General features: G+C 67.0%; 16 protein-coding genes. 5 read left to right on the forward strand and 11 right to left on the reverse strand.

Translation table 11 applies throughout. The features are described from left to right. Positions 1-19 precede the first annotated feature (19 nt). Both C1933_RS05685 and C1933_RS05690 read right to left on the reverse strand, forming a co-directional pair. Complete coding sequence (locus tag C1933_RS05685) at positions 20-1,234, reverse strand: endonuclease/exonuclease/phosphatase family protein (protein ID WP_108752477.1); 1,215 nt, start codon at positions 1,232-1,234, stop codon at positions 20-22. A gap of 38 nt (positions 1,235-1,272) precedes the next feature. Beyond that, positions 1,273-2,028, reverse strand: coding sequence for an arginyltransferase (locus tag C1933_RS05690; protein ID WP_108752478.1), 756 nt, complete (start codon positions 2,026-2,028; stop codon positions 1,273-1,275). A 153-nt stretch (positions 2,029-2,181) separates the two neighbouring features. Here C1933_RS05690 and C1933_RS05695 point away from each other — a divergent pair, with 153 nt between their 5' ends. Then, entirely contained in the window at positions 2,182-2,751 is a 570-nt protein-coding gene (locus tag C1933_RS05695) for an EF-hand domain-containing protein (RefSeq protein WP_108752479.1), read from the forward strand. Positions 2,752-2,810: 59 nt separating this feature from the next. Here the strand turns inward: C1933_RS05695 and C1933_RS05700 are convergent, their stop codons facing one another. The 4 genes from C1933_RS05700 to C1933_RS05715 all read right to left on the reverse strand — a co-directional run bounded on the left by C1933_RS05700 (position 2,811) and on the right by C1933_RS05715 (position 6,489). Then, complete coding sequence (locus tag C1933_RS05700; protein ID WP_108752480.1) at positions 2,811-4,028, reverse strand: sigma-70 family RNA polymerase sigma factor; 1,218 nt, start codon at positions 4,026-4,028, stop codon at positions 2,811-2,813. A gap of 101 nt (positions 4,029-4,129) precedes the next feature. Further along, positions 4,130-4,627 carry a pathogenicity-like protein gene (locus tag C1933_RS05705; RefSeq protein WP_108752481.1) on the reverse strand — a complete coding sequence of 166 codons (498 nt, stop codon included), beginning with the start codon at positions 4,625-4,627 and terminating at the stop codon, positions 4,130-4,132. A 4-nt stretch (positions 4,628-4,631) separates the two neighbouring features. Continuing rightward, on the reverse strand, positions 4,632-5,540 hold the full coding sequence (gene tesB, locus C1933_RS05710; protein WP_108748936.1) for an acyl-CoA thioesterase II: 909 nt from the start codon (positions 5,538-5,540) through the stop codon (positions 4,632-4,634). Between the two features lie 172 nt (positions 5,541-5,712). Beyond that, positions 5,713-6,489 (reverse strand): enoyl-CoA hydratase/isomerase family protein, encoded by a 777-nt coding sequence (locus tag C1933_RS05715; RefSeq protein WP_108752482.1) that lies wholly within the window; start codon positions 6,487-6,489, stop codon positions 5,713-5,715. Positions 6,490-6,523: 34 nt separating this feature from the next. Between C1933_RS05715 and C1933_RS05720 the strand changes: the two genes are divergently transcribed. Next, positions 6,524-6,958, forward strand: a complete 435-nt coding sequence (locus C1933_RS05720) for a copper chaperone PCu(A)C (protein WP_108752483.1) — start codon at positions 6,524-6,526, stop codon at positions 6,956-6,958. Between the two features lie 244 nt (positions 6,959-7,202). On the opposite strand, the gene C1933_RS05725 is transcribed toward C1933_RS05720, so the two are convergent. From C1933_RS05725 to uvrA, 4 genes are all read right to left on the reverse strand, one after another. Next, positions 7,203-7,952 (reverse strand): enolase, encoded by a 750-nt coding sequence (locus C1933_RS05725; protein ID WP_108752484.1) that lies wholly within the window; start codon positions 7,950-7,952, stop codon positions 7,203-7,205. A gap of 249 nt (positions 7,953-8,201) precedes the next feature. Further along, entirely contained in the window at positions 8,202-8,927 is a 726-nt protein-coding gene (locus C1933_RS05730) for an enolase (protein WP_108752485.1), read from the reverse strand. A gap of 133 nt (positions 8,928-9,060) precedes the next feature. Next, on the reverse strand, positions 9,061-9,468 hold the full coding sequence (locus tag C1933_RS05735) for a thioesterase family protein (RefSeq protein WP_108752486.1): 408 nt from the start codon (positions 9,466-9,468) through the stop codon (positions 9,061-9,063). Then, complete coding sequence (uvrA, locus tag C1933_RS05740; RefSeq protein ID WP_108752487.1) at positions 9,468-12,461, reverse strand: excinuclease ABC subunit UvrA; 2,994 nt, start codon at positions 12,459-12,461, stop codon at positions 9,468-9,470. Before uvrA ends, C1933_RS05735 begins: the two co-directional genes overlap by 1 nt. 258 nt (positions 12,462-12,719) lie before the next feature. Between uvrA and rplU the strand changes: the two genes are divergently transcribed. From rplU to cgtA, 3 genes are all read left to right on the forward strand, one after another. Continuing rightward, entirely contained in the window at positions 12,720-13,028 is a 309-nt protein-coding gene (gene rplU, locus C1933_RS05745) for a 50S ribosomal protein L21 (protein WP_108748943.1), read from the forward strand. Positions 13,029-13,046: 18 nt separating this feature from the next. Next, entirely contained in the window at positions 13,047-13,310 is a 264-nt protein-coding gene (gene rpmA / locus C1933_RS05750; protein ID WP_049467623.1) for a 50S ribosomal protein L27, read from the forward strand. Between the two features lie 194 nt (positions 13,311-13,504). Continuing rightward, complete coding sequence (gene cgtA / locus C1933_RS05755; protein WP_108751495.1) at positions 13,505-14,557, forward strand: Obg family GTPase CgtA; 1,053 nt, start codon at positions 13,505-13,507, stop codon at positions 14,555-14,557. 107 nt (positions 14,558-14,664) lie between these two features. Here cgtA and C1933_RS20330 read toward each other — a convergent pair. Further along, on the reverse strand, positions 14,665-14,796 hold a 132-nt coding region (locus C1933_RS20330), incomplete at its 5' end, for an integrase core domain-containing protein (protein ID WP_234414710.1).

Genomic DNA, 14,796 nt, shown 5'->3' on the forward strand with positions numbered 1-14,796 from the left:
TGGCCCGGCGCTACCGGGGTTACTTCACGTCCACCCACACCAGGTGGTGGTCGCTGCCGTCGGCAATCTTCGCTTCGGGGCTTTCATTGGCCGGCCAGAACACGCCGCTGCCCACGTATTGGAAACCGGTGGAAGGCAGCACATAGTCCAGGCGCATGGTGCCCGACTTCGGGCCGAAATCGCCGGTGGCGTGGAACGGTGCGCCCTTGCGCACGATGCCCTTGGCCGCATAGGCCAGGCTGGTCTGTTCGGCACCCACGCTGCGCGGGGTGGGGTAGCGCAATACGCGCGGGTTCTCGATCAGGTTGACGATGGCATCGTGGCGGCCATCGCCATCGACCGGGTCGTTGTTCAGATCGCCGAAGATCACAAAGCGCGCGTCCTGGGCCAGACCGCCGCACTTGCCCTGGTCATCGCACAGCCAGGGCTTGTCGCCAGCCGACAGGTACTCCTGCCACAGCCGCAGTTCGTCGTGGTTGCGCGCGGCATTGCGCTTTTCCGGGCCGTCGAACACCGGCGGGGTCGGGTGCGAAACCAGCGCATGCACCACGCCGGCCGGGGTCTGCACCGGCACATCCCAATGCGACTTCGAAGACAGGCGCAGCTGCGACCACACCGCATCGCTGTAGAAGCTCTTGCCGGTGCGCGGGTCGACCGGACGGATCGCGCCGGGCATCGTGCTCCACTTCAGCAGCTGGAAGCTGCGCACCTTGGCCTCGTCGATCGGGTAGCGCGACAGCACCAGCATGCCGTACTGGCCCGGGTGCAGGCCGTAGCCCCAGGCATCGTTGCCGCGGCTGCGGCCTTCGCCGCCCACCGTGCCATTGCCGTCCAGGTCCAGGCCGCTGGGCACGCCGGTGTTGACCGGGGCCAGGTAGCGGTAGGCGAAGTGCAGCGGCTTGCCGCCGTCGGGCTGGGCCACTTCCAGGTAGCGCTGCTGGAACAGATCGGCGGCGCGGTGCGCATCGTCGAAGTCGAATTCGTTCAGCAGCACCAGGTCCGGCCGCACCTGCTGCAGCACGGCGGCGATCTTGCGGGCGTGTTCGCTGTCGCCTTCCAGTTCCTTGATCAGGCCGCCGGCATCGTCCGAATACAGCGAGGTGTTGTAGGTGGCCAGGCGCAGCGTTGCAGACGGCGTTTCGGTCATCGCGGGGGGCTTGGCGAAGGCGGGGGCGCTGGCGCCGCAGAGCAGGGCCAGGGCGAGGATCAGGGGATGGCGGCGGGTCATGTTCATGGGCCGTATTGTGCACCCGGCCCGGTGTCAGCGGTTTGTCAGCGGCCGTCCAGTTCCTTGTCGAAATCGTGCCAGCGGCGGCCGTCGTAGGCCTCCAGCGGGCGGAACCGGCGCTTGTAGTCCATCTTCTGGTGCTCGCGTATCCAGTAGCCCAGGTACACATGCGGCAGGCCTTCGCGGCGGGCCCATTCAATCTGCTGCAGGATGGCGAAGGTGCCCAGCCCGCGCGCGGCATGGGCCGGGTCGAAGAAGGTGTAGACCGCCGACAGCCCGTGCTCGGTCACATCGGTCACCGCCACGCCCAGCAGCTGGCTGGGCTGGCCGTCGTGGCCGGGCAGGCGCATTTCCATGAAGCGGGTATGCGACCAGGTGCCGATCAGGAACTGCTCGAACTCGTGCGGGCCATGGTCATCCATACCGCCATTGGCATGCCGGTGTACCAGGTAGCGGTGGTACAGATCGAACAGGTCCTGGCGCGGCATGGCCGCGGTGATGCGCACTTCCAGATCGGCATTGCGCGCCGCGCAGCGGCGTTGGCTGCGGTCGGCGGCGAAGCGGGCCACCGGAATGCGCACGGCCACGCAGGCGTGGCACTGGGCGCAGTGCGGGCGGTAGACCAGATCGCCACTGCGGCGGAAGCCCCAGCTCAGCGCCAGCGGGTACAGCCCGCCCAGGCGGCGGTCCTGCGGATCGAGCACCAGATCGCGCGCCACCCGGTCTGGCCAGTACCCACACGGGTGCTCGCCGGTCTGGAACAGCCGCAGTTCGTCGTCTCTGTCGCCGTGTATCGCCATGGGCACAGCATAGCCCCAGTGTGTCGCATCGGCCGCGACTGTCCGCCGGATGAACGGAACCGGCCGACGCGTCAACCGATGCCGCGTACAGGCGTTGTTGTCCCCCGAGGGTGAACTGATCACCCCGACGCAACCCCTACCAGGAGTGACCCGATGATCCGTACCCCCCTGTTGCTGGCCCTGCTGCTGGGCACCTCCGCCACCGGTATCGCGCTGGCCGCCGACACCCCGGCCCCGCCGGCACCGCGCCCGGTGAAGCTGGACACCAACGGCGACGGCGTGATCGACCGCAGCGAAGCGGCGGCCAACCCGCGCCTGGCGGCGAAGTTCGACGAGCTGGACAAGAACAAGGACGGCAAGCTGTCGCGCGACGAACTGCCGCGCTGGAAGCACGGGCGTCGCGGTGGCCACGGCGGCCCCGATGCCTGGATGGCCAAGCTGGACGTGAACAAGGATGGCCGCATCAGCCGCGAGGAAGCCAAGGCCGATCCGCGCCTGGCCGCGCGCTTCGACCCGATGGACGTCAACAAGGATGGCTACCTGGACAAGGCCGACCGCGAGCTGCGCATGAAGCAGCATCGTGACGCCTGGTTCGCCGCGGCCGATACCAACAAGGATGGCCAGCTGAGCAAGGCCGAATTCGATGCGGCCAAGGGCCCGATGCACGGTGGTCCGCGCCCGGGTGGCCCGCGTGACGGCATGCCGCCGAAGCCGCAGCGCTGAGTCACCGCGTCCTGATCGACCACGACGCCGGCGTACTGCCGGCGTCGTGCGTTGCGGGCCTAGCGGCCGCCGGTATGGGCCACCGCATACAGCACCACGCCCAGCACCATGATGTTCATGGCGATGACGCCGGTGCGCCCGTACATCGATTCATACACCCAGTTGGTGCCGGTGCGCCCACGCCGCGCCGAATCGCGCGCGATCAGTGGCGCCATGATCCGCTGCAGCGGCCCCAGGCACTGGTAGTTCACCAGGCTCAGGCCGAGCACCAGCACCAGCAGATGCACCCAGGTCGGGGTCTGCAGCAGCACCACCGCCAGCACCGACAGGCAGCAGGCCATGGCGGTCCAGGTGTTCATGCGCACGAAGCGCCAGACCTGCGCGCGCTCGGCATCGGTCTTGGCGTAGGACAGCAGGAAACGACCGCCCAGGTAGCTGCCGATCACGCCACCGGCCACGCCACCGGCGAAGGCGCCCCAGGTGCTGGCCGGAATCATGTGCAGGTAGCCCAGCGCGGCGGTGACCGAGCCCATGGCGGTGCCGCCGGCCACGCTGGCCCCGCCCAGGCCCAGCTTGCTGCCACCCATGCCGACGCCGGCGCTCAGCAGGATCGCCGCGCTGGCGGTACCGGGGGCGGCCACCAGCACCATCGACACCACGGCCGTGGCGAACGCCGCACTGGGCGCGCTGCTGCGGGCGAATTCGCCGAAACGCTGCAGCAGGCCGTCGCGCACCTGGCCGCGTGCGCGCGACAGGCGCTTGCGCACGGCCGCATCGCTCAGCCCCAGCAGATCGGCCACCTGCTGCGAGCGTTGCCCTTCGCGGTAGTACAGCAGCAGCACTTCGCGGCTGTCGCTGGGCAGGGCGGAAATGATGTCTTCAGCGGCGATCTCTTCTTCCAGCCGCTGCAGCCGGTCGGGCGCGCCCGGGGTCGGGTCGGCGGCCATGCCCAGTGCCACTTCGGCGGCTTCGCCGGTGAGCGGCCGGCCGCGCTGCGAGCGCAGCCAGTCGCGGGCCAGGTTGCGGGTGATCTGCCGCAGCCACGGCAGGAAACTGGTGCTGCTGCGCAGCTGGTGCAGCTGCTGCCAGCCCTTCACGAACGCTTCCTGGGCGATGTCCTCGCTGGCCTGGCGGTCGCGGGTGATGGCCAGGGCGATGGCGGTGATGGTGTTCTGGCAGGCCAGCACGATGCGGCCATAGGCGTGCTGGCAGCCGCCGGCAGCGGCGGGCAGCTCGCGTTCCAGGGTCTGGTCGATCGATGCGGCAAACGTCGTCATGGCGGCGGCTCCTGCAGGGATTGTGTCCCAAGACGCCGCCGCGCGCGAAGTGTGACCGGACCTGGCCCGATCATGCTGGGCAGGGCCCGGCGTTGCCTTGCCTAGCTGGAGGGCTGGATGCGGACCCGCACTTCTTCCTCTTCCGGCGCGGCCTGCGGTGCCGGCTGCGGCTGGGCCTGCGGGGCAGCCGGGGTGGCCGGGGCGGGCGCGCCACGGTGGCGCAGGCCGATCACCAGGGCCACAGCGGCAATCACCACCAGCAGGCCGATGCGGATGCGCCAGGCCCAGCCACGGCCGCTGCCGCCTTCCTGCGGTGCGTCGCGGAAGGCGAATTCGGCGGTGGGATGGTCGCGGCGGGTGGTGTCGAGCAGGCGTGCCTCGCGCAGGATGTCGCGCGCACGCGGCTGGTCGTCGGCGCGCACGATCCACACAGCGGGGTAGGCCTGGGCATTGCCCAGGTCGGTATAGCTGAACTGGCCACGGCGGCGGGTCTTGTACGACCGGCCGTTGGTCACCTTCACTTCAATGCCGTGGCTGCGCAGCAGCTCGGCCACGCCTTCCACGGTTTCCACGCGCTGGCTGCTGAAAATCTGACGCATCGTCTTACTCCTTGGCCGGCACGGCAGCAACGGCGGCCTGGTCGGGCACCACGCGGATCAGGCCTTCCTGTGCGGTGCTGGCCACCAGCACGCCATCGCGGGTGAAGAACTGGCCGCGCGCCAGCCCGCGCGAATCCTGCGCACTGGGGCTGTCCAGCGAATACAGCAGCCAGTCATCGGCGCGGAACGGGCGGTGGAACCAGATGGCATGGTCCAGCGAGGCCATCTGCACATGCGGGTGGTAGTAGCTGATGCCGTGCGGGAAGGTGGCCGTGCCCAGCAGGTGGAAATCGGAGGCATAGGCCAGCAGGGCCTGGTGCAGTTCCGGCGCATCGCCCACCGGTTCGCTCAGGCGCAGCCACACCTGGTGGTAGGGCGGGCGCTTGGGCGGGTTCAGTTCATCGCGCGGGTACACATGGCGGAACTCGAACGGGCCGCCGCGCGAGAGCCAGCGCTGCACCTTGATCGGCAGCCGCGCCAGTACTTCCGGCGGCAGCGGGCGGTTCGGTTCGATGTCTTCCGGCTGCGGCACTTCGGGCATCTTGTGCTGGTGCTCGGCACCCTGTTCGGCCTGCTGGAACGAGGCCGCGCAGAAGAAGATCACCTTGCCATGCTGGATGGCCGTGACCCGGCGCACCGAGAAGCTGCCGCCATCGCGGGTGCGGTCCACGTCGTAGACGATGGGGTGGTCGATGTTGCCGGCGCGCAGGAAGTAGGCGTGCAGCGAATGCACGTGGCGGCCGTTGTCCACCGTGGCCTGGGCCGCAGCCAGCGCCTGGCCCAGCACCTGCCCACCGAACACGTACTTGGTGCCGATGTCGCGGCTCTGGCCGCGGAACAGGTTGTCCTCCAGCCGCTCCAGGGTGAGCAGGTCGATCAGCTCGGAGACGACGGGTTCGGGCGTGTCGTTCAAGGGGGCGGCCACAGCAGTGAAGAAGGGCCCGATTATACCGGTCAGGGGTCAGATCCCTTTCGCCCCGCGAAAGGGCTCTCACCCCGGGGCCACCCAGTCGAACAGGGGTCAGATCCCTTTCGCCTTCCGAAAGGGCTCTGACCCCAGGGCACGCAGTCGAGCAAGCTCGACGCTACTTGCCCAGCCGGGCCACCAGCGCCTGCAGCGCGTTCTGCGCATCCGCCGCAAACCAGGCTTCCACGAAGCGGTCCAGCTGGATCAGGTCCGGGTGCAGGGCCTCGTGCAGCTCGGCCCGGGCAATGGCGCGGGTCAGCAGCATCGGCTGGCGCGGCTGCTTCAGCAGGTGCTGCAGCCAGGCGATGGCGCGGGGCACCACCAGATCACCGTCGGCCAGCTCATCCACCAGGCCGATCTGCAGCGCCTGTTCGGCCGGCACCAGCGCGCCGGTGCTCAACAGCATGGCCGAACGGTGCAGGCCCACGGCGCGGCGCAGCAGGCGCTGGATGCCTTCCGGCGCCACCAGTCCCACCTGCACCTCGTTCAGGCCAATGGCGTAGGGGCGGGCCGGATCGGTACTGCGCGCCATCACCCGGTAATCGCAGCACAGGGCCAGCACGCAGCCACCGGCCGGGGCATGCCCGGTAATGGCCGCCACCACCGGAATGCGGCTTTCGGCCAGCGTGCGCACCGCACCGAAGAATGCGTTCCAGCTGTCCAGCAGCTTGTGCTTGTCATCGCCATGGGACAGCAGGTGCGGCACGTCCATGCCGCCGGTGAAGATGCGCTCGCTGCCCGACAGCACGATGCCGTGCGCGTCTTCGGCCATGGCCTGTTCGATGGCGTGGATCAACTGCCGGCACAGGTCGGTGTCCAGCGCATTGACCGGCGGCCGCGCCAGGCGCAGTTCGCGGATGGGGCCATGGTTGATCACCTCGATGAGCGTCGTCATGCTGCGGTCTCGTTGCGGACAGGAATCTGAGGCGATGATAACCAAACCATTCGTTGGCGTATTGTTGTGGCTGTGTGCGGGCGCAGCATCGGCGGCCGACTGCGTGACGCTCGAGCAAGGCTGGGCGCGGCTGCCGCCTACGCCGGCCATGGCCATGACCGCCGGTTATGGGGTGATCCACAACGGCTGTGCCACGCCGGTGGTGATCACCGGTGCTGGCAGCGCGCTGTTTGCCGATGTGTCGCTGCACGAAACCACGATTGTCGATGGCGTCAGCCGCATGCGCGCGATCGAGCGCCTGCCGTTGGCCCCCGGTGCGCGCGCCGAACTCAAGCCCGGTGGCCTGCACCTGATGCTGATGCAGGGCAAGGGCGCGCTGAAGGAAGGGCAGGCCGTGCCGCTGCAGCTGCAGCTGGAAGGCGGGCGCGAAGCCAGCGCCACGCTGACCGTGCGCAAGAAAGGCGGGTAAGCGCCCGGCGTTGATGCCGCGCCGCCGGACTACGGACGTGCTGCCGTAGCGTCGAGCTTGCTCGATTGCCATGAACCGTAGAGTCGAGCTTGTTCGACTGCCGTGAACCGTAGAGTCGAGCTTGCTCGACTGCTTCACGCAAGAGCAGTCGAGCAAGCTCGACTCTACGAAAGGCGGTATCCCGTGGCACGCGACACGATCGAGGCACCCGGTAGCGCCGGGCCATGCCCGGCGAGCGACCCGCTTACGACCAATCGAACGTGAACAACACCGTGCGGCTTTCCGGTTCGTAGAACATCACGATCGCATCGGCGCCGGCGGCGCACCAGTTGCTTGCCGGCACGGTGGCCACGTGGAAGAACGCATGGCCGTCGCGGGTCAGTCGCAGGCCGTCGTCGGCCAGGTGGCTGCTGTCATTGCGGAAACGCAGGCTGCCGCGTTGCCGGTAGCCGGCCAGATCCTGCAGCTGGAACGCCGCCGGCAGCGGCGCGTAGTCAGACCAGTTGCCGAACCAGATCGGGCCGCCCAGCTGCTGCAGCCATGCCTGTTCGTCCAACTCGCCGTTGCCGTAGCGCGAGCAGCTGGCCAGGCGCCCATGCTGCAGGAAATACGCATGCGCCTTGGCATGGCTCTCACGCATTTCAACGCTATGCGCGCGGGCTTCTTCCGACTCCACCGCCTCGCCCAGGAAATAGCCCGGCGCGCCCAGGAAGCGCATGCGGTTGTCCGCGGTCAGCTCGAAGGCGATCCAGTTGATGCCAGTGAACGCATTGTGGTGCGCGACGGTGTCGTCGCCGATGCAGCCTTCATACGGCTCGATCGGGCACAGCAGGGTGGCGGTCTGGCCAGCCAGTTCCGGGCGCAGCACGCCCAGGTCGATCTGCAGCAGCGGCAGCAGGTGTTCGGCCAGCCATGGTTGTTCGCTGGCGAACACCTCAGCGGGGAACGGCACCAGGCCGGGCAGCAGGTCGTGCAGGTCGGTGTGGTGGATCATCTCAGGCCTTGGAACAGTAGGTAGAGTCGAGCTTGCTCGACTGCCGTGAACCGTAGATTCGAGCTTGCTCGACTGCCATCAACCGTAGCGTCGAGCTTGCTCGACTGCTTCAAGCAAGAGCAGTCGAGCAAGCTCGACTCTACGAAGGGCAGCAGTCGAGCAAGCTCGACTCTACGAAAGGCAGCAGTCGAGCACGGTCGACGCATGCGGCGGCGCCGGGTCGTGCCCGGCGCGCGTTGCGCGGTCGGCTTACGACCAGTCGTACGAGAACAACACCGTGCGGCTCACCGGCTCGTACATCATCACAATGGCATCGGCGCCGGTGGCGCACCAGTTGTAGCCGGCTACCTCGGCCACGGCGAAGAATTTGTGGCCATCGCGGGTGATGATCACCGTTTCCGCATCCTCCGGCGCATCCGGGTCATCGGCCGCTTCGGTGAAGTCCAGCGCGAAGGCGGCGGGGATTTCTGCGGTCTCGGTCCAGTTGCCGAAACCGATCGGGCCGCCCAGCGAATCCAGGTAGTCCCGCTCGCTGGCTTCGCCCTTGCCAAAGCGCGAATAGCAGGCGAGGCGGCCGTTGGCGGCATGGTAATCGCGCGCCTTGGCATAGCTCTCGCGCATCTGCGCGATGTGTTCCTGCGCGTGCGTGTCCTGCACCTGGTCACCGATGAAATAGCCTTCGTTGCCGAGGAAACGCATCTGGCTGTCGGCGGTCAGTTCGAAGGCGATCCAGTTGGTACCGGTGAACGCGTTGTGGTGTTCTTCGGTGCTCTCGCCGATACAGCCGTCATACGGCTCGATCGGGCAGAGCATGGTGGCCACCTGGCCGGCCAGTTCCGGGCGCAGCACGCCCAGGTCGATCTCCAGCAGCGGCAGCAGGTGCTGGCCGAGCCAGGCTTGGTCGGCTGGGAACACGCTGGTGGGGAAGGGGACCATGCCGGGCAGCAGGTCGCTCAGTTCCGTGTGATGGATCATGTCAGTCCTTTGGGAGTGGCGAAAGAATGGGGGCGTAGAGTCGAGCGCGCCAGACAGTGGGCAGCATCCGGTAGCGCCGGGCTATGCCCGGCGGGCGAAATGCCGACCAAGGTCGGCATCTACCAGAAGCGGATCAGCTCGAAGCGTTGCGGATCGCGTCCGGCAGCGGGGCGCTCTTGCCGGTCTGGGTGTCCATCCACACCACCACCACGTTGCCGTCCGAATACAGCTTCGATTCGTCCTGCTGGTCCACGATGCGGTGGCCGATGGTCACGCTGCTGTTGCCCAGGCGCTCCACGAACAGTTCCACCAGGATGTCGTTGGGCCACACGATCGGCAGGCGGTAGTTCACGTTGGTGGCGGCCACCACCGGTGCGATGCGGTCGGTCATCGACACGCCGTCCACGCCCAGCATCCAGCGCACGCGCGCTTCTTCCAGGTAGGAAATGTACTTGGCGTTGTTCACATGGCCCATGCTGTCCATGTCACGCCAGCGCACGCTGATCGGAATACGGGCCAGGATCTTGTGTTCGCTGCTCATCAGGCGTCCTTCTTCTTCTTGCTGGCAGTGGCGGTCTTGCTGGCCTTGCCGCTGCTCTTGGCTGCGGCGGCCTTCTTCGCCGGCGGTTCGGGCTTCACCTTGCGCGGCGGGCGCGCATCGGGCTTGTTGGCCACGGCCGCCGGTTGCTGCGGCCGTGCGCGGGTGGACGGCAGCATGCGTTCCAGGAAGTGGCCGGTGTAGGACTGCGGGCAGGCCGCCACGTCTTCGGGCGTGCCGGTCACCAGGATGGTGCCGCCACGGTGGCCGCCTTCCGGACCCAGATCGACGATCCAGTCGGCGGTCTTGATCACGTCAAGGTTGTGTTCGATCACCACCACCGTGTTGCCTTCGTCGCGCAGCTTGTGCAGCACGCCCAGCAGCGCTTCGATATCGTGGAAGTGCAGGCCGGTGGTCGGCTCGTCCAGGATGTACAGGGTGCGCCCGGTATCGCGGCGCGACAGTTCCTTGGACAGCTTCACGCGCTGCGCTTCACCGCCGGACAGCGTGGTCGCGCTCTGGCCCAGCTTGATGTAGCTCAGGCCCACGTCCACCAGCGTTTCCAGCTTGCGCGCGATCGACGGCACCGGCTCGAACAGCTTCAAGGCATCTTCGACGGTCATTTCCAGCACGTCGTTGATGTTGTAGCCCTTGTAGACGATCTCCAGCGTTTCGCGGTTGTAGCGCTTGCCGTGGCAGACGTCGCAGGGCACGTACACGTCCGGCAGGAAGTGCATTTCCACCTTGATCAGGCCATCGCCCTGGCACGCCTCGCAGCGACCGCCGCGCACGTTGAAGCTGAAACGGCCCGGCGAATAGCCGCGCGCACGTGCTTCGGGCACCTGGGCGAACAGTTCGCGCAGGGGGGTGAACAGACCGGTGTAGGTGGCCGGGTTCGAACGCGGGGTGCGGCCGATCGGCGACTGGTCGATGTCCACCACCTTGTCGAACAGGTCCAGGCCTTCGATTTCCTTGTACGGCGCCACGGCATGCGAGGCGCCGTTGATCTCGTTGGCGGCCAGCGAGAACAGGGTGTCGTTGATCAGGGTCGACTTGCCCGAGCCGGACACACCGGTCACGCAGGTCAGCAGGCCGGCCGGAATGGCCAGGTCCACGCCCTTCAGGTTGTTACCGCTGGCACCGCGCAGGTGCAGGGTGGTCTTCGGGTTGGGCGCGTGGCGGCGTGTCGGAATCTCGATTGCACGCTTGCCCGACAGGTACTGGCCGGTCAGTGAACGCGGTGCGTCCAGGATGTCCTGCAGGGTGCCCTGGCCGACGATCTCGCCGCCATGCACGCCCGCGCCGGGGCCGATATCCAGCACGTAGTCGGCCAGGCGGATCGCATCTTCATCGTGCTCGACCACGATCACCGTGTTGCCCAGGTCGCGCAGGCGGGTGAGGGTGCCCAGCAGGCGCTCGTTGTCGCGCTGGTGCAGGCCGATGGACGGTTCATCCAGCACGTACATCACGCCCACCAGCCCGGCGCCGATCTGGCTGGCCAGGCGGATGCGCTGTGCTTCGCCGCCGGACAGGGTGTCGGCCTTGCGTTCCAGGGTCAGGTAATCCAGGCCCACGTCGACCAGGAAGCCCAGGCGCTCGCCGATCTCCTTGACGATCTTGGCCGCGATCTCGCCGCGCCAGCCTGGCAGGCTCAGTTCGCTGAAGAACTTCAGCGCCTCATCGATCGGCAGCACCACCAGTTCCGGCAGCGGGCGGTCGGCCACGAACACGTTGCGCGCGGCCTTGTTCAGGCGCGCACCGTTGCATTCGGGGCAGGCGTGTTCGCTGATGTACTTGCCCAGCTCTTCCTGCACCGCCGCCGATTCGGTTTCCTTGTAGCGGCGTTCCAGGTTGGGGATGATGCCTTCGAAGCGGTGCTTGCGCTGGGTGCGGCCACCAGCTTCGGTGAAGTAGGTGAAGGTGATGGCCTCATCGCCGCTGCCGAACAGCACGGCCTGCTGCACCTTGGCCGACAGCGAGTTCCAGGCCGCATCCACGTCGAACTTGTAGTGTTTGGCCAGCGAGGCGATCAGCTGGAAGTAGTACGCGTTGCGGCGGTCCCAGCCGCGCACGGCGCCCGCGGCCAGCGACAGTTCCGGGTGCACCACCACGCGCGCCGGGTCGAAGAATTCGGCCATGCCCAGGCCGTCGCAGCCGGGGCAGGCGCCCATCGGGGCGTTGAACGAGAACAGGCGCGGTTCCAGCTCGGGCAGCGAGTAATCGCAGACCGGGCAGGAATACTTGGACGAGAACAGGGTGGGGGTGGCGTCGGCGGCGTCCAGCGACTGCACCGAGGCCATGCCGTCGCCCAGCTTCAGCGCGGTTTCGAAGCTTTCGGCCAAGCGCTGCTTGATGTCCTCGCGCGGGCGGAAACGGTCGATCACCGCTTCGATGGTGTGCTTCTGGCGCAGCGCCAGCGGCGGCACCGCGTCGATTTCATACAGTTCACCGTCCACCCGCACGCGCACGAAGCCCTGCGCGCGCAGCTGGTCGAACACCTGCGCATGCTCGCCCTTGCGGTCGCGGATGACCGGGGCCAGCAGCATGTAGCGCTGTTCCGGGTCCAGGGTCAGCACCTGGTCCACCATCTGGCTGACCGTCTGCGCTTCCAGCGGATAGCCGTGGTCGGGGCAGCGCGGGGTGCCCACCCGCGCGTACAGCAGGCGCAGGTAGTCGTAGATTTCGGTGATCGTGCCGACCGTCGAACGCGGGTTGTGCGAGGTCGACTTCTGCTCGATGGAAATGGCCGGGGACAGACCCTCGATATGGTCCAGGTCCGGCTTTTCCATCACGCTCAGGAACTGCCGGGCGTAGGCCGACAGCGATTCCACGTAGCGGCGCTGGCCTTCGGCATAGATCGTATCGAACGCCAGCGAGGACTTGCCCGAGCCGGACAGGCCGGTGATCACGATCAGCTTGTCGCGGGGCAGGTCGAGGTCGAGGTTCTTCAGGTTGTGCGTCCGCGCACCGCGGATGCGGATGAAATCCATCGCCATGGGGGATCCGGTTGTGGGGGCAGGTCGAATGCGGCGGCAATCAATCAGCCTACCGAGGTGACCAGATGGGGGCAATGGCCGACAATGCCACCCCTGCGTCTCACCCCGTGAGACCGCCTGACCCCGTTCCGGGCCCCCCGCAGGCCCCGCCCAGGGGTTGACTTGACCGGCGCCCATTGATCTGCGTACAATTCCGCTCCTGTCCGCCCTCGATGGCGGCAGTCCATAGACCACAATAACTACAGAGGAAGTCTGGTCATGTACGCAGTACTGGTCACCGGCGGTAAGCAATACCGCGTGGCGCAGGGCGAAAAGCTCCGCGTTGAAAAGCTCGAAGTCGAAGTCGGCAGCGAGATCAAGTTTGACAACATCCTGCTGCTGGGCGACAGCGACGGTATCAAGATCGGCGACGCCCTGAGCGGCGCTTCGGTCACCGCCAAGGTCGTGTCCCAGGGTCGTGCTGACAAGGTCCGGATCATCAAGTTCCGTCGCCGCAAGCACCACATGAAGCGCCAGGGTCACCGTCAGTACTACACCGAAATCGAGATCACCGGCATCGCCGGCTAAGCATCAGGAGAAGCAGTCATGGCACATAAAAAGGGCGTAGGCTCCTCGCGCAACGGTCGCGACTCCAACCCGAAGTACCTCGGCGTCAAGATCTTTGGCGGCCAGGCCATCGAAGCCGGCAACATCATCGTGCGTCAGCGCGGCACCCAGTTCCACCCGGGTACCGGCGTTGGCCTGGGCCGTGACCACACCCTGTTCGCCCTGACGGACGGCAAGGTGGAGTTCTCGGTGAAGGGCCCGAAGAAGCGTCGCACCGTCAGCGTCGTCTCGGTCGAAGCCTGATCAGGCTGTATCCGCCGGCCATGCCCTGGCATGGCCGCGCCGGATGAAGAGCACGCTGCATGAAGAGCCCCGCTTCGGCGGGGCTTTTCGTTGGAATCAGTGGTAAAACGGGCACGGCCCGATTGCCAGGTGGCACCTGGCACGACATTCAAGGCGGCGGCACGCAGGCCGCGCCCATCGCAGGCATCGAAACAATGAAACTGGTAGACGAAGCAGAAATCGAAGTGTTCGCCGGCAACGGCGGCAACGGCTGCATTGGCTTCCGTCGCGAGAAGTTCATTCCGCTCGGCGGCCCGGACGGCGGCGACGGCGGTGCCGGCGGCAGCGTGTACATCCGCGCCGACGAAAACCTGAACACCCTGGTCGACTTCCGCCATGACCGCATCTTCAAGGCGCAGCGCGGCGAGAACGGCATGGGCCGCCAGGCCTACGGCAAGGGCGGCGAAGACCTGACCATCACCGTGCCGGTCGGCACCGTGATCATCAACGTGGCCACCGATGAAATCATCGGCGACCTGACCCAGCACGGCGACCGCCTGCTGGTGGCCAAGGGCGGCCGCGGCGGCCTGGGCAACATGCACTTCAAGAGCTCGACCAACCGCTCGCCGCGCCAGGCGCTGCCGGGCGAGCCGGGCGAAGAGCGCACCCTGAAGCTGGAGCTGAAGCTGCTGGCCGACGTGGGCCTGCTGGGCTTCCCCAACGCTGGCAAGAGCACCCTGATCCGTGCCGTTTCGGCGGCGACGCCTAAGGTGGCCGATTACCCGTTCACCACGCTGTACCCGAACCTGGGTGTGGTGAAGGTGGAAAACTACCGCAGCTTCGTGATCGCCGACATTCCCGGCCTGATCGAAGGCGCGGCCGACGGTGCCGGCCTGGGTGCGCAGTTCCTGCGCCACCTGCAGCGCACCCGCCTGCTGCTGCACCTGGTGGATATTTCCCCGATGGAAGGCGGCGTGGAAGGCATTTCCCCGGTCGAGCAGGTGCGTGCCATCGAGCGCGAACTGGAAAAGCACGACCCGGAGCTGCTGCAGAAGCCGCGCTGGCTGGTGCTGAACAAGGCTGACCTGATGTTCGAAGACGAGGCGAAGGCTGCGGCCGAGCAGATCGTGGCCGAGCTGGGCTGGAAGGAACCGTGGTTCCTGGTGTCGGCACTGGGCCGCGAAGGCACCTTCCCGATCATGAGCCGCATCATGGCGTTCTTCGATCGGCAGAAGGAAGACGAGCTGGAAGCTGCCCGCAACGCGTAACGGCGCTGTGGGGGTTCCGCGCGAAAAACCCGGCTACGGCCGGGTTTTTTGTTGTCTGTGCGACGGGGCGGCTGGGTCAACGGGCTCCGGCTGGGTAGAGTCGACTGTTAGTTGTGTAAACCCACTACGTTGTTCAGCGGCACTCTGGAGATAGGTGGCTGGCCGCCGATCCCCATATGGGGACGGTGCCAGTTGTAGTGGTGCAGCCATTGGGTCAGCACGGAATTGCGTTGGTCCGT

It is taken from the genome of Stenotrophomonas sp. ZAC14D2_NAIMI4_6 (assembly GCF_003086875.1).
Taxonomy (GTDB): Bacteria; Pseudomonadota; Gammaproteobacteria; order Xanthomonadales; family Xanthomonadaceae; genus Stenotrophomonas.